This window comes from Halobacterium zhouii, from assembly GCF_021249405.1.
In the GTDB taxonomy this organism is placed as follows: Archaea; Halobacteriota; Halobacteria; order Halobacteriales; family Halobacteriaceae; genus Halobacterium; species Halobacterium zhouii.
The window spans coordinates 155,894-173,029 of the sequence record NZ_CP089593.1 but is presented as its reverse complement, the minus strand read 5'-3'; the positions used below and the strand labels follow the sequence as shown (position 1 = coordinate 173,029).

General features: G+C 68.5%; 21 protein-coding genes. 14 read left to right on the top strand and 7 right to left on the bottom strand.

Annotated features, from left to right (window positions below; genetic code table 11):
- Window positions 1-23 precede the first annotated feature (23 nt).
- The gene (locus tag LT970_RS00890) at window positions 24-470 is read left to right on the top strand and encodes a bifunctional nuclease family protein (protein WP_232687085.1); all 447 of its coding nucleotides are present in this window, start codon (window positions 24-26) and stop codon (window positions 468-470) included.
- The gene (gene hisE, locus LT970_RS00885) at window positions 467-751 is read left to right on the top strand and encodes a phosphoribosyl-ATP diphosphatase (RefSeq protein ID WP_232687084.1); all 285 of its coding nucleotides are present in this window, start codon (window positions 467-469) and stop codon (window positions 749-751) included. Before LT970_RS00890 ends, hisE begins: the two co-directional genes overlap by 4 nt.
- A gap of 15 nt (window positions 752-766) precedes the next feature.
- On the opposite strand, the gene LT970_RS00880 is transcribed toward hisE, so the two are convergent.
- A complete protein-coding gene (locus tag LT970_RS00880; protein ID WP_232687083.1) occupies window positions 767-1,132 on the bottom strand; it encodes a DUF5518 domain-containing protein in 366 nt (121 codons plus the stop codon).
- Between the two features lie 86 nt (window positions 1,133-1,218).
- Between LT970_RS00880 and LT970_RS00875 the strand changes: the two genes are divergently transcribed.
- The 3 genes from LT970_RS00875 (at window position 1,219) to LT970_RS00865 (ending at window position 3,448) form a co-directional block, all read left to right on the top strand.
- Window positions 1,219-1,875 (top strand): helix-turn-helix domain-containing protein, encoded by a 657-nt coding sequence (locus LT970_RS00875; RefSeq protein WP_232687082.1) that lies wholly within the window; start codon window positions 1,219-1,221, stop codon window positions 1,873-1,875.
- 82 nt (window positions 1,876-1,957) lie between these two features.
- Complete coding sequence (locus LT970_RS00870; protein ID WP_232687081.1) at window positions 1,958-2,326, top strand: helix-turn-helix domain-containing protein; 369 nt, start codon at window positions 1,958-1,960, stop codon at window positions 2,324-2,326.
- 135 nt (window positions 2,327-2,461) lie between these two features.
- Window positions 2,462-3,448, top strand: coding sequence for an NOG1 family protein (locus LT970_RS00865; protein WP_232687080.1), 987 nt, complete (start codon window positions 2,462-2,464; stop codon window positions 3,446-3,448).
- Between the two features lie 180 nt (window positions 3,449-3,628).
- On the opposite strand, the gene LT970_RS00860 is transcribed toward LT970_RS00865, so the two are convergent.
- The 3 genes from LT970_RS00860 to LT970_RS00850 form a co-directional block, all read right to left on the bottom strand.
- Entirely contained in the window at window positions 3,629-4,924 is a 1,296-nt protein-coding gene (locus LT970_RS00860; protein WP_232687079.1) for a TIGR00341 family protein, read from the bottom strand.
- 41 nt (window positions 4,925-4,965) lie between these two features.
- On the bottom strand, window positions 4,966-6,252 hold the full coding sequence (locus tag LT970_RS00855; protein ID WP_232687078.1) for a TIGR00341 family protein: 1,287 nt from the start codon (window positions 6,250-6,252) through the stop codon (window positions 4,966-4,968).
- 133 nt (window positions 6,253-6,385) lie between these two features.
- Window positions 6,386-7,138, bottom strand: a complete 753-nt coding sequence (locus LT970_RS00850; protein WP_232687077.1) for an SIMPL domain-containing protein — start codon at window positions 7,136-7,138, stop codon at window positions 6,386-6,388.
- 130 nt (window positions 7,139-7,268) lie between these two features.
- Between LT970_RS00850 and engB the strand changes: the two genes are divergently transcribed.
- From engB to LT970_RS00830, 4 genes are all read left to right on the top strand, one after another.
- Window positions 7,269-7,886 carry a GTP-binding protein EngB gene (gene engB / locus LT970_RS00845; protein WP_232687076.1) on the top strand — a complete coding sequence of 206 codons (618 nt, stop codon included), beginning with the start codon at window positions 7,269-7,271 and terminating at the stop codon, window positions 7,884-7,886.
- Window positions 7,887-8,408: 522 nt separating this feature from the next.
- Window positions 8,409-8,909: a metallophosphoesterase family protein gene (locus LT970_RS00840; protein WP_232687075.1), complete on the top strand. Its 501-nt coding sequence runs from the start codon at window positions 8,409-8,411 to the stop codon at window positions 8,907-8,909.
- Between the two features lie 112 nt (window positions 8,910-9,021).
- Entirely contained in the window at window positions 9,022-9,783 is a 762-nt protein-coding gene (locus LT970_RS00835) for a coenzyme F420-0:L-glutamate ligase (RefSeq protein ID WP_232687074.1), read from the top strand.
- On the top strand, window positions 9,770-10,744 hold the full coding sequence (locus tag LT970_RS00830; protein ID WP_232687073.1) for a 5,10-methylenetetrahydromethanopterin reductase: 975 nt from the start codon (window positions 9,770-9,772) through the stop codon (window positions 10,742-10,744). The genes LT970_RS00835 and LT970_RS00830 overlap by 14 nt, the downstream gene beginning before the upstream one ends.
- Window positions 10,745-10,774: 30 nt before the next feature.
- On the opposite strand, the gene LT970_RS00825 is transcribed toward LT970_RS00830, so the two are convergent.
- Window positions 10,775-10,984 carry a DUF8024 family protein gene (locus LT970_RS00825; RefSeq protein ID WP_232687072.1) on the bottom strand — a complete coding sequence of 70 codons (210 nt, stop codon included), beginning with the start codon at window positions 10,982-10,984 and terminating at the stop codon, window positions 10,775-10,777.
- 71 nt (window positions 10,985-11,055) lie between these two features.
- Here LT970_RS00825 and LT970_RS00820 point away from each other — a divergent pair, with 71 nt between their 5' ends.
- The 5 genes from LT970_RS00820 (at window position 11,056) to yciH (ending at window position 15,967) form a co-directional block, all read left to right on the top strand.
- On the top strand, window positions 11,056-11,340 hold the full coding sequence (locus tag LT970_RS00820; protein ID WP_232687071.1) for a DUF7573 domain-containing protein: 285 nt from the start codon (window positions 11,056-11,058) through the stop codon (window positions 11,338-11,340).
- A gap of 73 nt (window positions 11,341-11,413) precedes the next feature.
- On the top strand, window positions 11,414-12,412 hold the full coding sequence (locus tag LT970_RS00815; protein ID WP_232687070.1) for an AAA family ATPase: 999 nt from the start codon (window positions 11,414-11,416) through the stop codon (window positions 12,410-12,412).
- A 1-nt stretch (window position 12,413) separates the two neighbouring features.
- Complete coding sequence (locus tag LT970_RS00810; protein WP_232687069.1) at window positions 12,414-13,415, top strand: DUF58 domain-containing protein; 1,002 nt, start codon at window positions 12,414-12,416, stop codon at window positions 13,413-13,415.
- On the top strand, window positions 13,412-15,646 hold the full coding sequence (locus LT970_RS00805) for a transglutaminase TgpA family protein (protein ID WP_232687068.1): 2,235 nt from the start codon (window positions 13,412-13,414) through the stop codon (window positions 15,644-15,646). Before LT970_RS00810 ends, LT970_RS00805 begins: the two co-directional genes overlap by 4 nt.
- 27 nt (window positions 15,647-15,673) lie before the next feature.
- Complete coding sequence (gene yciH, locus LT970_RS00800; protein ID WP_232687067.1) at window positions 15,674-15,967, top strand: stress response translation initiation inhibitor YciH; 294 nt, start codon at window positions 15,674-15,676, stop codon at window positions 15,965-15,967.
- Between the two features lie 84 nt (window positions 15,968-16,051).
- Here the strand turns inward: yciH and LT970_RS00795 are convergent, their stop codons facing one another.
- Entirely contained in the window at window positions 16,052-16,435 is a 384-nt protein-coding gene (locus LT970_RS00795) for a rhodanese-like domain-containing protein (RefSeq protein WP_232687066.1), read from the bottom strand.
- A gap of 96 nt (window positions 16,436-16,531) precedes the next feature.
- A complete protein-coding gene (locus LT970_RS00790; RefSeq protein ID WP_232687065.1) occupies window positions 16,532-17,134 on the bottom strand; it encodes an NUDIX hydrolase in 603 nt (200 codons plus the stop codon).
- Between the last annotated feature and the right edge of the window lie 2 nt (window positions 17,135-17,136).

Here is a 17,136-nt window from a genome sequence, read left to right as displayed (position 1 = left end):
CCCGGGCCACCGAACGGTAGGGCATGAACGCGCACATCGAGGGCGTCCGCGTCGCCGGCACGCCCGAGGGCGCGCTGCCGGTCGTGCTCGTCGGCGTCGAGGACGAATCGGACGTGCTCCCCATCTTCATCGGCTTCGACGAGGCGACGAGCATCGCCCGCGGGCAGGACGCCACGGACATCGGGCGGCCGCTCACGCACGACCTCCTGCTCGACACCATCGAGGAACTCGGCGGCCGCGTCGACCGCGTCGTCGTGCGCGGCGTCGACGACGGCACCTACCTCGCGGACCTCCACCTCCAGACGCCGCGCGGGGAGGCCGTGGTGGACGCGCGCCCGAGTGACTCGCTCGCGCTCGCCACCCGCACCAACACCCCCGTCGAGGTCGAGGCGGACGTCTTCGAGGACGGACGCCGCGCCATCGAGGACTTCGAGGAACTGGAGGACATCCGCGAGGTGATGGAGCGATGAACGACGCGCTCCGTGAACTGTACGCGGTCATCGAGGACCGGAAGGAGACGCTCCCCGAGGACTCCTACACCGCGAGCCTGCTCACCCACGAGAAGGGTGAGAACGCCGCCCTCGAGAAGTTCGGCGAGGAGGCCACGGAGTTCGTCCTCGCCGCGAAGGACGGCGACGAAGACGAACTCGCCAACGAGGGCGCGGACGTCGTCTACCACATGCTGGTCGCGCTCGCCCAGCAGGACGTCGACGTGGACGCGCTGCTGGACGAACTGGAGGAACGGCGGTAGCTCCGCGTTCCCGAGCTAGTTCTCGTCGGCGAGCAGGCCGCCGATTGCGCCCGCGATGGCGCTGTCGAGCGCGAGCAGGCCGAACGCGAGGAGCGCAAACAGCGCGATGCCAACGCCGAAAATGGTCCCCGGAACGAACCCCGTGGCGGTGAGCAGCAGGCCGAACACGAGCGCGAAGACGGCGACGAGAATCCCGCCGAGCGCGCCCGCGAGGAAACCGTGCCACGCGCCACTCCAGGCGCCGCCGCCCGCCATCCACCCCGCGACGAACCCGCCGACGAGGCCCGCCGCGGCGTGTCCGATTCCCGGCAGCGCGAACGCGAACACGCCGAGTACGAACTCCACGGCGAAACCAACGAGGACCGCGCGCCAGTTGGTCATGCGGGGGAGACGGCTTGCAGGGCTAAAAGAGTCTGTGCGTGCAGACCTGCCTGTGTGCTTATCCGCGTTCGTCGCCCACAGTGTACATGAGCGTCGTCGGTAATTTCACGATTGTGGCGGAGTCGTTCGCCCTGGACCACGCGCTCTCGACGGCCCCGGACGTGACTGTCGAGGCGGATCGTCTGGCATCGCACAGCCCACAAGAGGTGTTCCCGTTCCTCTGGGCGGCGGACGGGGACCTAGAAGGCTTCCAGCGTGCGCTCGAGGACGACCCCACGACCACCAGCGTCAGCGTCGCCGAGGAGACCGAGAACGAACTGCTCTACCGATTGGAATGGAGCGAGGAGTTCCAGGACCTCATTCAGCAGATGGTGGACCACCACGCGGCGATCCTCGAAGCGAAGGCCCGCAGCGGCCGATGGCACCTGCGGTTGCGGTTCGCCGACGAGCAGATGGTGTCTACCTTCCGGTCTCACTTCCGGGAGGCGGGCCGCGAGTTCGAGGTGAACCAGCTGTACCACCCGACGGACCCCCGGCAGCGGACGTTCGGCCTGACGGCGGAACAGCACGAAGCTCTCGTCACGGCCGTCGACGAGGGGTACTTTGCCATCCCGCGGGAGACGTCGACGGCGGAGTTGAGCGAGGCACTTGACGTCTCGGCGAACGCCGTCTCCGAGCGGATCCGGCGGGGCTGTGAGACGCTCGTCCGCTCGGGGCTGGTCCGGGCCGAAGACACCAAGTAGGCGCGCCCAGCGACAGGTGTACATAAACAGCAGTACTGGTGAGGCCGTCGGCTGATTGAGGCTTCCGACCTACGAGTAGTCGATGACGACGAGTGAACAGAACACCTCCGCGAGCACAGCCCTCCAAGAGGCGGGAGCAAGCACCGTCGACATCTTCGACGCGTTGGCGGACCCACATCGGCGGGTCGTCCTTTCACATCTCGACGAGCACGATGGCCCGTTGCCGATGGAGAGAGTGGCAGACAGACTCGCGCAGTGGGAGTCGGACGAACAGGCAGACGAGTCCCTGGACGAACAGTCACGAGAGTTCTATCTGGCGCTATATCACGTACACGTCCCGAAGTTGGTCGACGCGGGGCTCGTCGAGCGCGACGAGGACGCCGGCACGATTTCGCTGGTCGACGAGTGCGACGAGATTTTGGTGGAACTGGACCTGTCGACCTCGGAGTAGCGGTGAGCCACGGCTCCAGGCCCGTGTTCTGTCGGGGGACCGAGTCGCGCGCAACGACCGCGTAGACAGTCACTGCGACCACTCTCGCGAACGGTGATACGTGGCCTTTTACGTGTCGCGCGTCTACTTGCGGGCATGATTTTCGAGAACCTGCCGACGACGCCCACGTCGGAGGAGCTCCTCGACAAGGCGTTCTCGCGGGCGGCCAGGGCGGGCCGCGCGAAACAGGGCGTGGAAGCCCAGGAGTCGATGCTCCAGACGTCCTCGAACATCCTCGGGGACAACCTCCACAACGTGGTGACGTCGTGGCCGGACTTCGACGACGCGAACGACTTCTACTACGACCTCGCCGACGCCGTGCTCCGCAAGGAACTCCACGAGGAGGGCGGCGTCGACGCGGTCCGCCAGCACCTCTCGGAGCTCTCGTGGGCGTCACGGAAGACCCACGACCTGGGCCGCGAGTACATGGGGAAACTCCCCCGTGGCGACGCCGACGCGGCGCGCAAGATCCGCAAACAGGGGTTCGCTCGGATGGGGTCGGTGATGGACCAGATCGCCGACGACCTCGCGACCGTGGGCAAGGCGCGGGACGCGCTGAAGGTGCTGCCGGACATCCGCCCGGACGAACCGACCATCGTGGTGGCGGGCTACCCGAACGTCGGGAAGTCGTCGTTCGTGAACACAGTGACGAACGCCCGGAACGAGACCGCGGAGTACCCGTTCACGACGAAGGGCGTCCGAGTCGGGCACTTCGATAACGACCGCGTGCGCTGGCAGATCGTGGACACGCCCGGCCTGCTCGACCGGCCCGCAGAGGAACGCAACGACATCGAGGGGCAGGCGGTGTCAGCGCTCGCGCACCTCGCTGACGTGATCCTCTTCTTCGTCGACGCCAGCGAGACGTGTGGCTACCCGCTCGACGACCAGCGAGCGCTCCGCGCCGAGGTCGCCGAGGAGTTCCCCGACACTCCGCTGGTCACCGTCTGCAACAAGGCCGACCTCTCCGAGGACGTCGAGACGGACTACTACATGAGCGTGGAGACCGGCGAGAACGTCGAGGAGACGCTCGACGAGGCGGTCGACGCGGCCGGCTACGAGCACGAACTCCCGTTCGAAGAGTAGCGTGGTTCGGAGCGAGCGACCACAGGGAGCGAGTGAGAACCACGAAAACGCGAGCGGCGTCAGCCGCGAGCAGTAGCGAGGGTCTGAGCGTGGCGAAGACCCTCGGAGAAGCGAACGGGGAACGAAGTGACCCGTGAGTGAGAAGCACGTCGAAGCGAAGGAGTGGGGCCGGCGCGGACGCTACTCGACGTGCTGGACGAACGTGTACCGAACCTGAAGTGACACCTCGCTGCCAGAGCGCTCCTCGACGCGCTCCTCGAGGCGCGCAGCGAGTTCCGGCAGGTCGGCGTCGGGCGGCACCCCAAGTGTGACCACCACCGTCTGTGGCTGACGGAACACGATGCCTGTGTCGTACCGGAACTGGGTCTCGAGCAGGGTGACGTTCTCGTACGTCGAGTTCGTGACGATGTCCGAGATGCCATCCGTGACCGCTTGCTCGGTCGTCGCGGTCTGGTAGGAGGAGTACGTAACGCCGCCGAGGAACGTCGACAGCACGAGGATGGCGGCGGCGAGGATGGCCGCGCGCTTCAGCAGCGCGGAGCGCGCGTTCGGGACGTGGAAGAAGCGCTCGGGCCGATAGCCCGAGTACCAGAGCACGATGAGCGCCGCCAGGTTGATGGAGAGCACGTTGACGAGCGTGAGCACCGCCGACCCGATGGCGAGCGACGGCAGGCCCCACGCGATGCCGATGCCGACTGTCGCCGCCGGCGGAATCAGCGCCACCGCGATGGCGACGCCGACGAGCGCCGACGAGACGCCGGTCATCAGGCTGAACACGCCCGCGATGCCCGCGCCCAGGGCCACGACGAGTGAGAGGAAGTCCGGGCGCAGTCGCTCCCGGACCTCCGAGAGCGACAACACGTCCAGACCAGGCGGAACGATGTGGACTTCCTTCAGGACGAACGCGAACACCGCTGCGCCCGCGACCGAAAGCACGAGACCCACGAACTGGAGGTAGACACCGCGCCGGAACAGGTCCTGGTCGTCCACGACGGTGCCGACGCTCGCCGCCATCGCGGGACCCAGCAGCGGCGCGATGACCATCGACCCGACGACCGTTGCCGGCGAATCCAGGAGGAGGCCTGCCGCCGCGATGACGGTACTCACGAGCGTCATCACGACGTACGTCGTCCGCGAAGGGGCGAGGTCTTCGGCGCGCGCGACGAGTTCCTCGCGCGCGATGCGGTCGGTGGTCTCCTCGTCCTCGGCGTACCTCGCCTCCAGTTCCTCGAACCGCCGCGAAATGACGGTCTCCGCGTCGACGACGACGGTGTACGCGTCCTCCGAGATGCCCGCCGACCGGATCGCGTCGAGGGCGTCCGAGACGGCTTCCGTCGGAACGGGGAAGTTCACGACCGCGGTGTACTCCCGGCCGCTGGTCTCGTCGGTCACCACGTAGTCGATGTCCCGCTCGTCGAGCGCCTCGAGGACTGCTTCGCGTTTGCCGCGGGGGACCGTCACCTGAACGAGTCGCACAACCGTCCCGTGGAACGGCGGCGAGAAATAAACACGGGTCCTCAGTCCGCTGTCGCGACCTGCACGGATTCGACCTCCACGCGCATCGAGCCGGACGCGTTCAGCCGGGCCGCGATGGCGTCGGCTAACCCGGGGACGGGTTCGGCGTCCGTTCGGCCGACGCGGACCACCACGCGAGTGGGCTGTGCGAACAGCGTCCCGGGCCCGTATTCGACCGTGACGTCCAACAGGACGGTGTCGCCGTACCGTGGTTCGTCGAGCAGCGACTCGATGTCGTCCCGGACCGACTGCTCGAACCCAGCCCTGGAGCGCGCGGCGTTCGTCGTGACGCCGATGAACGCCGCGAGCACGAGGATCAGGACGACGAGAACGGCACCGCGCTTCAGCGTCTCGCTCCGCGCCTCGTCCGTCTCCTTGAACTCCACGGGCCGGTAGCCGGCGCGCCAGAGCACGACGAGCGCCGCGAGGTTGATGGAGACCAAGTTCACGACGAGCAGGACGCCCGATTCGAGCGCGAGTCCGGGCGCCGTCCACGCGATACCGATGCCGACGGTCGCCGCCGGCGGGACGAGCGCCACCGCGATCGCCACCCCCACGAGCGCCGACGACACGCCCGTCATCAGGCTCACCGACCCCGCCACGCCCGCGCCCAGCGCCACCACGAGTGACAGCAGACTCGAGGACGACCCCTGGCGCACCTGCTCCAGCGTGAGCACGTCGGTGTCCGGCGGTAGCAGGCCGGTCACCCGGACGAACAGTGCGAACGCGCTCGCCGCAACCACCACCAGCGCGAGGCCGGCGAGTTGCCAGCGAACCCCGCGAGCGAACAGGTCGCGATCGCTCAGGACACTCCCGACGCTGGCCGCCATCGCGGGGTTCATCAGCGGAACGATGACGTTCGCGCCGACCATCACGATGGCCGAGTCAAGGAGCGCACCCGCCGTCGCCAGCACCGCACTCACCACGAGCATCACGACGAACGTCCGGCGACTCGACGTGAACTCCTCGACGGTCGCGACCAACTCCTCGCAGGCGATCTGATTGTGCTCGACCTCCGCCGCGTACTGCTGTTTGAGTTCCTCGAAGTTCCGCGACACCACCGTCTCTGCGTCCACCACGACCGTGTACGCTTCCTCCGAGAGCCCACTCGAACGTAGTTCCGACAGCACCTCCTCGACGGCCTCCGTCGGTAGCGGAAAGTTCACGACCGCGGTGTACTCCCGGCCGCTGGTCTCGTCGACCACCACGTAGTCGATGTCTCGCTCGTCGAGCACATCCAGGACTGCTTCGCGCTTCCCGCGGGGAACCGTCACCTGAACGAGTCGCACGTACGTTCGTTCACTTCCACCGACAAAAAGCGTTCAGGCGGTTCCGTGACGCCAGACGCATCGAGGAGCGGAAGCCCACGATGCGGTCTCTCCACAGGCGCGCGGAGAGTCCGGTACGCTGTCGCGGCGTGCGTTACGCTGACGTCGCGTTGTACGTCACCTGCACGCTCGCGGTGACCATCACCGGACCCGGCTGCACCGACGTGCTCGCCGAATCCCCGGCTGCGCTGGTCATCGCCGCGGTCTCGAGGGCGTACGGCCGGTAGTGCGTCTCCGAGGAGACGATGGTGTGGACGCCCGTGATGGAGATGTCGCCAGCCATGGCGAGCGTCTCCGCCTGCGTCCGCGCGTTCCCCATCGCCTTCGTCAGCGCCTCGTTGTAGAGTTGCGAGCGCTTCTCGTCGGAGAGCGTGAAGGAGACGCCGTCCACCTGGTCGGCGCCGTTCGACACGGCGACGTCGATGACCTCGCCAGCAGCGGACGTGTTGTTCACCGTCAACTCGAAGGCGTGCGTGCCACGGTACTCGCCCGCCTCCATCCCCTCGGGCGTCCGCTCGCGGACCTGGGAGATGTCGTAGTACGCCGTCCGGATGTCCGCCGAGGAGAGTCCGTACTCCTGTAGCGCCGCGCGGAGTGACTCCACGTCGGCGGCGATCTCCTGGCGCACCGCATTCGAATCGTTCCCGGTCGCCGTCACCGCGACCCGCACGATTGCCTGGTCTGCGGCCGCTTCGATCTCACCGGACGTCGACACAGTCACCGACTTGTCGCCGTTCGCTGACGCCGCTGCTGCGTTCCCCGCACCCAGCGTCAGACCGCCGACGACGCCCGCCGTGACCATCAGGGCAGCGCCCAGCACCGCCAACACGAGTGTTTGCTGTCGCATGACAGACACACGTACGCTGCGCAAGGTGTTTAATGTCACGCGGAGTGAAAAGCGCGTTTGAGCGTACACGGACCGCCGACTCGGACGCGAACACGCGTCACTTAACCCCGAGCGGCGGCAACAGACGAGTGTGTTCGAGAACCGCCCTAACCGGAGCGACGAGGTAGTGCTCGTCGGCCGGTCGAACGTCGGCAAATCCACGCTCATGCGCGAGCTCACCGGCCACAGCGTGCCGACCGGCCAGAAACCCGGCGTCACCCGCCAACCCAACCACTTCGACTGGGCGAGCGAGGACTTCGTGATTACCGACCTCCCCGGCTTCGGATTCATGTCCGGTGTCGAGGACGACCACCGCGAGACCATCAAGACGAGCATCGTGCGTTACCTCGAGGACAACGCCGACTCCATCATCGCGGGCGTGCTCGTCCTCGATGGGAAAGCCGCCGTCGACATCATCGACCGGCACTCCAGCGAGGACGAGATTCCGCACGTCGTCGAACTGTTCTACCTGCTCGAAGAGCTCGGCATCCCCCGCATCGCCGCCGTCAACAAGATGGACAAAGTCGAGGACCGCGACGAACGCCTTGACGACATCGCCGACCGCCTCGGCCTGCTGCCGCCGTGGAAACAGTGGCAGGACACTATCGCTCCCATCACCGCAAAACAGGGCCGCATCCAGACGCTCAACGACGCCGTCCGCGTCCGACTCGAGGACGAGAAGAAAGAACACCTCAAGCAGTTCTTCTGACGTACCTTTTTTCGCCTCGGGTTCGCGCGAAGCGCGAACCGCTCGGCCAAAAAATCTACGCTAAAAAAGCCGCGAACGCTTCGCGTTCGCGGGAATCGCGCGGCTTCGCCGCGCGAATGCTGGTGGCGGTCGAAGCAGGCGGATATCGCCACCGGCTGGCTGCGTAGGTTCAAGTACGAGAGCGGGACCAACCCCTCGCGTGATCTGACGAGTTGCCGCGGGTCGGCTGGATGCGGAACGGCAGTAACCCGACTCGTACGCTGATGTCGCTGCCTGCAAGCCAATTCTCCACGGTATAGCGATTGCGTCTCTGACAGCCCCGCCGCTCTCCGGGTCGAGGATGGGCGACTCGGGAGAAAGGCCTCGTCACAAGGGGCTCGGAGGGGGTAACTCCTCGTCACCGTCGCCCGATAGTGGGTACGCGACCGGGCGAAAAAGAGGCTTCGCACTCCGTCGCCAGCGCGTCGCGTCGCACCTGAACCCCCTCGAAGCTATTTGCCCCTCGGCGCACAAGAACAGGGTATGAGAAGCATAGCGCTCGTCAGCGACACCCACATCCCGTCACAGGCCGACGAACTCCCGGACTTCGCCGAGGTCGAGATCGAGGACGCCGACATCGTCGTGCACGCCGGTGACTTCGACAGCACGGACGCCTACGAAGCGATCCGCGACCTCGCGGACGAGGACTTCGTGGCAGTCAGCGGAAACGCTGACCCCACGCAAATCGGCCTGCCGAGAGTGGACTCGCTCTGGGTGGAGGACGTGCAGTTCGTCGTGACCCACGGCAACGGCTCGCTCGACAACTACGACGAACGCGTGGTGTCCGCGGTGAAGGACGCCCGTGACGACCCCGACGCCATCGGCATGTGCGGTCACACGCACGAACTGCGCGACCGGCGGGTCGACGGCGTGCGCCTCCTGAACCCGGGGAGTGCGACGGGCGCGGACCCCGCCGATTCAGCGTCGCTCCTGCTCGTCGACGTCGACGGGTCGGAGGTTTCGGTCGAAGCCCGGTGGCGGTGACGCGCTGGGTCTGTAGTGAGGACGCACAGACCCGGCGGCAGGGGCGCGCCGTGCCGGTGGAAGGACCGACCGGTACCGCCGGTGCTTTTGTCTGCGGGGTCGAAGCCCGGGTATGCACGCGTTCGCGGTACCGGACGTTCCGGAGGTTCGCGAGGGCGACGACCTCGCGGCGCTCGTCTCCGAGCGCGCCGACCTGGCCGACGGCGACGTGGTCTGTGTCGCCAGCACCGTGGTCTCGAAGGCCGAGGGGCGGAGCGCGCCGCTGTCGGCGTTCCCGCCCGGGGAGCTCGCCACGGAGATAGCCGACCGACTCGCCGACATCGCGGGCGAGGAGAAAGACCCCCGGTTCGCGCAGGCCGTCCTAGAGGAGTCTGCGGCAGTGTGGATGGACGCGCCGTTCCTGTTGACGGAGACGCGCTTCGGGCACGTCGGCGTGAACGCCGGCATCGACCGGTCGAACACCGGCGACGCCGACCTACTGTTGCTGCCGGAGCGACCGACCGAGAGCGCCGAACGCGTTCGCGACGGACTGGACGCGGACGTTGCGGTCATCGTCACGGACACGTCCGGCCGTCCGTTCCGTCACGGGCAGCGCGGCGTCGCACTCGGATGGGCGGGAATGCCGGCGTCGCGGGACTGGCGCGGCGAGACCGACCGCGACGGGAAGGAATTGGAGGTCACCGTCGAGAGCGTAGTGGACGAACTCGCGGCGACCGCGAACCTCGTGTCGGGCGAAGGTGACGACGGGACACCCGTGGTGGTCGTTCGGGACTTCGAGTTCGGCGACCACGATGGTAGCGACAACCTCTACCGCGACTTAGAGGGTGACTTCGTGCGGCAGGCACTCGACGAGTGGGAGTATGCGCGGGATTGAACTGACGCCCGAGCTACCGGTCGCGGAGGTGGCCGACCTCGGGGCAGTGGCCGAGAAAGCCGGGTTCGACGCGGTGTTTGCGTCGTGTCACTACAACAATCGCGACCCGTTCGTGGCGCTGGACCGGGTGGCTGCGGCGACCGAGACGGTCAGCGTGGGGCCAGGCGTGGCGAACCCCTACGACACGCATCCCGTAAAGCTCGCGTCCCAGGTCGCGACGCTGGACGAGGTGAGCGACGGGCGCGGAGTACTGGGTATCGGCGCGGGCGACAGGTCGACGCTGTCGAACCTGGGCGTGGAGCGCGACCGGCCGCTCCGCCGTGTGCTCGAGACGTTCAAGGTCGCACAGGACCTGTGGGCGGGCGAGCGCGTCGACCACGACGGGACGTTCGTCGCACGCGACGCAGGACTGAACTACGAACCCGAGGAGATTCCGGTGTACGTGGGCGCGCAAGGGCCACACATGCTCCGTATGGCGGGAAAGCACGCGGACGGCGTGCTGGTGAACGCAAGCCACCCCCGGGACCTGTCGTGGGCGCGCGAGCGCGTCGCGGAGGGTGAGGCGGATCGAGTGGTCGCGGGTGACGTCGACGTGGCGGCGTTCGCGTCGGTGTCGGTGGCCGAAGACGCGGCGGCGGCGCTCGACGCGGCGCGGCCGCCGGTGGCGTTCATCGCAGCGGGCGCGGCGACGCCGGTGCTCGACCGGCACGGCGTCGACAGCGAGCGCGCTCGGGAGATCGGAGAGAAAATCGAGTCTGGGGCGTTCTCAGCGGCGTTCGACCTGGTGACGGACGCGATGCTGGAGGGGTTCTGTATCGCGGGCGACCCGGGAATGGTGGCGTCACAGCTCGAGGCGGTCGGTGACCACGTCGACAGCGTGGTCGCGGGGTCGCCGCTGGGCCCTGACCGGGCGGCGGCGGTCGAGTTGCTCGCGGCGGCGTTCGACGACGCGGGCGTCTGAGCCGCTCGCGGCCGAACCGGGTGAGCTTCGTTACGTTCGCTCCCGGCGGGCGGGGTGGTCGAGGTGTTCGGGGGCGAGCGGTTCGAGCAGGCCGCCGAGCGCGAGGTAGCCGAAGATGGCGGAGCTGAACGCCACGAGCAGGCCGCCGAGCGCGAGCAGGACCGCCGAGAGCGGGTCGGTTCGTGCGACCGTTCCGAACAGGTCGACGGCAGTGGTGATGTTGTCGATGAGCCAGACCATACCGGACGTGTGGGTGCCGTGGCCTTAGATTCTCCGGGAGCGTTATGCCAGAGGCCGTGTAATGAGAGGACGTGACAGAGGACGCGACGCTGGACGCGTTCGCCGATACTGACGAATCGGGAGCGGAGAGCGAGGAGACGGCGGACGCGAGCGAGGGGGGCGAGGAGTCGCCGGCTTCCGGCGAAGGGAGTCGCGTCGCCCGCGAGGAGTCCGCGGACGACGCGCCAGCACCGTCGACGCTCACGAGTTCGTGGCGGCCCGGCGGCGAGTGCGCGGCGTGTGGGTCGCACGCCGCGCGTCGCTGGCGGGACGGTGACGAACACGTCTGCCGTGAGTGCGCGTCGTGGAGCGTGTGACCAGTAAGCATACAAGTATCTCAGCGCGTACCGTTCGACAGTTGACTGCCGCCGGCCCACAACCCACCCACTCATGACAGACACACAGGACACTCGTGCCGTGGCCGACGCTCGCACGCAGGAGAACGCCCCTGCGCCGCTCCCGGTCGCGGACGCGAGCGACGTCGCGCGACGCGTCGTGGAGAACATCGAGACGGTCATCGTCGGCAAGCAATCGGCCATCGAACAGGTCGTCACGGCGATCCTCGGCGGTGGACACGTGCTCTTGGAGGACGTTCCCGGCGTCGGGAAGACGATGCTCGCTCGCGCCGTCGCGCGGTCGTTCGACGGGAAGTTCCAGCGCGTGCAGTTCACGCCGGACCTCCTGCCGACGGACGTGACGGGCGTCAACGTGTTCAACGAGAAGAGCCGGGAGTTCGAGTTCCAGGCCGGGCCGGTGTTCGCGAACGTCGTGCTCGGGGACGAGATCAACCGCGCGCCGCCGAAGACCCAGTCCGCACTCCTGGAGGCTATGGAGGAAGAGCAGGTGACGACGGACGGGGCGACGCGGCGGCTTCCGGACCCGTTTACGGTCATCGCGACCCAGAACTCCGTCGACCGCGACCGAACGTACGAGTTGCCGGTCGCTGAACTCGACCGGTTCATGAAGAAACTGCGCCTCGGGTACCCCGGTCGCGAGGAGGAGGTCGACGTGCTCGACCGGGTCGTCGGCGGTCACCCCATCGACGACATCGAGTCGGTGGCGTCCGTCGAGGACCTGCGGCGCGCCCGCGCCACCACGGACACAGTCGAGGTGGCCCGGCCCGTGAAGGAGTACGTCACGGAACTCGCGCGCTACACTCGCGACCACGCCGCACTCGGCGTGAGTCCGCGGGGTTCGATATCACTGCTGCGGGCAGCGCAGGGCCGCGCCGTGCTCGACGGCCGAGAGTACGTGATTCCCGACGACGTGCAGGCCGAGGCGCGCACCGTGCTCCCACACCGAGTTCGCGCGGACACCGGCGGCACGCTGGGCGGAGACCCCGCGAGAACGCTCGTCGAGCGCGCACTCGACACCATACAACCGGAGTGAGATGCACCCCGAACCAACCCGCCGCGGGCTGGCGGTGCTCGCGGTCGCCCTCCTCGGTATCGTGCTCGGGTACGCGTTCGGTGGTCGGAGCCTGAACGCCGTCGTCGTCCCCGCGTTCGCGCTGCTCGCAGTCACCGCGCTGTACGTCCGTTCGTACCCCGACCCGGAGATACAGCGCGTCGCCCCGCGCGAGGGGCACCAGGGGGAGTGGCGGACGGTCGACGTGCGCGTGAACGCGTCACGGCCGTACCCGGTGACCATCCGGGACGACCTCTCGGCGGGACTGCGCGGCGAGAGCGAACACGCGGCGGAGACCGACGGCCGGTGGCTTGAGTACGAGGTGGAGTTCGCGTCGCGAGGCGTCCACTCCATCGGGCCGTGCCGCGTCGAGGCGACCGACCCCTTCGGCCTCTGGCGGACCGAACAGGCCGCCGGCGGGTCGAAGCGAGTGACGGTGTTCCCGCGCGTGCACTCCCTGGAGAGCACGGCGTCGCTGCTCACGGGGTACGTCGGACTGACTGACGAGCGCGAGCAGTTCGCGGGCGTCCGCGAGTACGAGCGCGGCGACCCGCTACGGGACGTGAACTGGAAGGCGAGCGCGAAGCGCCCGAACGAACTCGCCGTCACGGAGTTCGTCGGCGAGGGGTCGACCAACCGGGTGACGGTGGCCGCGGAAGCCCTCGGGCCGCGGGAGGACTCCGTCGCGGAGGCCACGGCGAGTATCGTCACACACCTCCTCGACGCGGGGGTGGCGGTCGGTGTGACCACCGCCGTCGGAGCGGTCGACCCGGCGCACGGCGACCCCCACCGCCGCCGCGTCCTCGAGATTCTGGCGCGCTTCGGCCGCGGGAAACTCCGCTCGCGGCGGAAGGACGAGGCCGACATCGTGGTCCACGCGCCCGAGAGCGGCGAGCACGTCTCCGTCACGGTGGGAGACACCGCGTACCGGTACGAGGAGTTCGTCGGCGGTCGCGCTGGCGCGAGCCAGCGGGTGAGCGTATGAGTGGAACTGTCGGGCACCGCCTCGGTGCGGGCGTTCGAGACGCCCTGATACGCGGACGCGACTCCGTGAGCGGGCGTGATGTCGCGGCGGGCGCGTTCGTCGCCGTGGTCGTCGGCGCGTACCTCTCCGTGCTGTACGAGGTCGTGACGGTGATCGGCGGGCCGACCCCGCTGGTCGCGGAGGTCGCCGCGGTGGTGGTGCTCGCCGCCGTGTTCCGCGCGCTGCCGTGGAAGTACGCCACCGTGCTAGCCGGAGTGCTCCTCGTCGGCGGACTGGCCGCCTACCTGACCACGGTGCCGCCCGCGTACCTCGACGCGCTCACGCCGATGCGCGTCGTAAAAGACGGCGTCGCGCTCCTCACGGGATACTCCGTGATGCGGATGCCCGCCGCCGGGACGTGGGCGCTCGCGGTCGCCCCGGCACCGACGTTCCTCGCGGCGTACCTCGTCTTCCGGCGGCAGTACGCGGCCGCCGCGAGCGTCGCCGCGCTGACACTCGGCTTCTTCGTGCTGACCGGCGACAGCACCACGACGACGACGCTCGTCGGCGTACTGGCGGCGGCGGGCGCGGTCGGTTTCGGCACGCTCGCCGGGCACGAGGCGAGTCGCCGCCAGGTCGAGGTGCTCGCCGCGGTGCTGGCCGTGATGGTGGTCGCGTCCGCAGGCGTGACCGCAGTGCCGGGCGGTCGCTCGCCGCTCGTGCCGGCGTCCGCGAGCACGGCGTCCGGGAGTCTCGTGAGCGCGGACGGCTACGTCGGCGTCGGCGGGAGCATCCGACTCAGCCCGAAAGTCCACTTCGTCGTCGAGTCGGACGCCGCGTCGTACTGGCGGGCGGGCGTCTACGACCGGTTCACGGGGGACGGCTGGGTTCGAACGTCCGGCGTCGGCACGGCCGAGAACACCCCGCCACCGACAGGGAGACACGTCACCCAACGCGTCACCGCCAAGCGGACGCTGAACCTCCTGCCGGCCGCGGCCGTGGTCCAGTCCGTCGACGGCGTGGAAGCGACCGTGACGGGGGGTGGATTACTGCAGTCCCAGGCGACGCTGCACAGCGGCGACAGCTACGTGGTCAGAAGTCGGGGACCGGTGAGCGACCCGGAGACGCTCGCGTCGGAGACGGGCACAGCGCCCGCCGAGATACGGGGTCGGTACCTCCAGACGCCGTCCAGCACGAGCTCCCGGGTGGTCGAACTCGCGTCCCGCATCACGAACGGGTCGACGTCGAACTACGCGAAGGCCGCCGCCATCGAGCGGTGGCTAGAGGGGAACAAGGAGTACTCACTGGACGCGCGTAACGGCCAGGGGAATCTCGTGAACGAGTTCATACTCGAGTACGAGGCGGGGTACTGCACGTACTACGCGAGTTCGATGGCGGTGATGCTCCGCACGCAGGGCGTGCCGACGCGCTTCGTCGTCGGGTACACGCCCGGGCAGCGCGTCAGCGAGGACACCTGGGTGGTCCGGGGCGTCGACTCGCACGCGTGGGTCGAGGTGTACGTCCCGGACCGCGGGTGGGTTCGCTTCGACCCGACGCCGGGCGGCGAGCGCGCGAGCACGGAAAACCAGCGAGTGACCTCGGCGCGCCAGTCCGGCGTCCCGGGCGTCGACGCCGCGGGCAGCCAGAACGGAACGTGGACGCCCCCGGCGCCGACGCTCCCGTCACCGTCCGAGAACAACACCTCCCAGCAGGGCGCACAGACCAGCACCGGCCCGCCGCTCGACAAGAAGGCCTACGGCGTCCAGCACATCGGGAACGAGACGGCGAACGTGTCCGGGGCCACTCCGCCGCAGGTTGGTGGCGCGGGCGGTGAGAGCGCTGGCGGGATGTCACTTCCCCCGGTCACGACGCTCGTCGTCTGGGGAGTCATGCTGGTCGGACTGACGGCCGGCGTCCGCTACGTCGGCCTCTCCGGGCGAGTGTACCGGAGTCTCTGGCTCCGGTGGCTGCCGCGGGGCGACCCCGACGAGGAGGTGGAGGGCGCCTTCGAGCGCGTGGAGTACGTACTCGAGAAGCGCCACCGGAAGCGGAGAGCGGGCGAGACGGTCCGCGAGTACCTCCGGGACGTGGGGTCGGACGAGCGCGCCGAACGCGTGGCGGCGCTCCGGGAGCGCTCCCGGTACGCTGGTGGCGTGAGCGGCGAGGACGCCGCCGAAGCGAAGCGTCTCGCGCGGTCGCTCGCCAGCGAATACAGCCGCCTACCCGGTCTTCGCCGCGGCGATAGTGTTTAATAGACGGATTTCGTAGCCCGAGGTGTAATGTCGGAAGTCTGCTCGACGTGTGGATTGCCCGATGAACTCTGCGTCTGCGAGGACGTCGCGAAAGAGTCTCAGCAAATCACAATCCGCATCGACGAGCGTCGCTACGGAAAGGAAGTGACCGTCATCGAAGGATTCGACCCGAAGGACGTCGACCTCGACAGCCTCTCATCGGACCTGAAATCGAAGTTCGCGTGCGGGGGCACCGTCGAGGACGGCGAGATCGAACTCCAGGGCAACCACTCCGGACGCGTGGAGGACTTCCTCCGCGACAAGGGCTACAACGTGGCCTGACACCCGACTGACGGTCACGACCCGCTTCTCTCTCGACGCGTGACGGCAGGGTAGCGACGGCGCCCCAGCGGTCGGAACGGAGACTCAGAACGGTGCGTCGGTCTCCGGTCCCTCGTCGTCCGCGCGCTCGCTGTCTGCCTGCTCACCGTCTGTCGCTGCAACCAGTTCGCCGTCCCAGCCGCTCAGTCCCTCTGTGAGACTCTCGACGCGCGCGCCGTCGGCGAGCCCCTCGTAGGACGCGACGAGGCGCGCGGCCTGCACGCTCGAGTGGCCGTGCGGGCAGACCGTGACGACGCGCTCGGCGCCCTCGAGTCGGTCGACGGAGCGCGGGAGTTCGGCGAACGGGATGTTCTCGCTGCCGGGGATGTGGCCGCGCGTGAATGCTTCGCGGGTGCGGATGTCCACGACGCGCACGCCGTCCGCCTCGAGCAGCGGTGGAAGGTCCTCGACGGAAACTTCGCCGTCCATGCGTGAGCGGAGGGCACCGCGGCGGTTACGGCTTGTGGTCGCGACAGTGCATCATTGCCTCGCCACTGCCAGAGGCTCCGTCGAGTCACGTTACGGTCAGAGGAAGCCGTCGGCTTTCGCGAGCAACAGTCCCTCGATGGTGGCGTCGTTCGCCGGCGGTTCGCGGGCGACGTCGAGTGCGTCCTCGGCAGGAATCCGCTCCACGGAGAGGAACTCGTTGTCGTCGAGGTCGCGGTCGGTCTCTGTGAGGTCGGTGGCGAACACGATGCCGCGCCGGTGCCGGAGCACGCCGGTCGCCACCCAGAACTCCTGGAGCAGGTGGAGTTCGCCCGCCTCGAAGCCGGCCTCCTCCCGGAGTTCGCGGCGCGCCGCCGCGACGTATGATTCACGCCCCAATTCGGGAGCCGTCTCGTCACCGGTGTCGGCGTCCTCGCCACCGCCATCGGACTCTTCGACGATCCCGGCCACCAGTTCCAGACACTGCTCGCGGACGACTGGTCGGTACTGGTCGACGAACACCACGTCGCCGTCGTCCTCGGCCACCACGACGACGGCCGGCGGGAGGTCAGCCCAGTAGTACTCCTTCGCCGAGCCGTCGGGCTGTTCGACGCGGTCGAACCCGCCAGCGTACCAGCCAGTGTCGTACTCCGTCTCGGAATCCAGCACCGGCCAGTCGTGGAGTGGGTCACGGTCGCTCATGC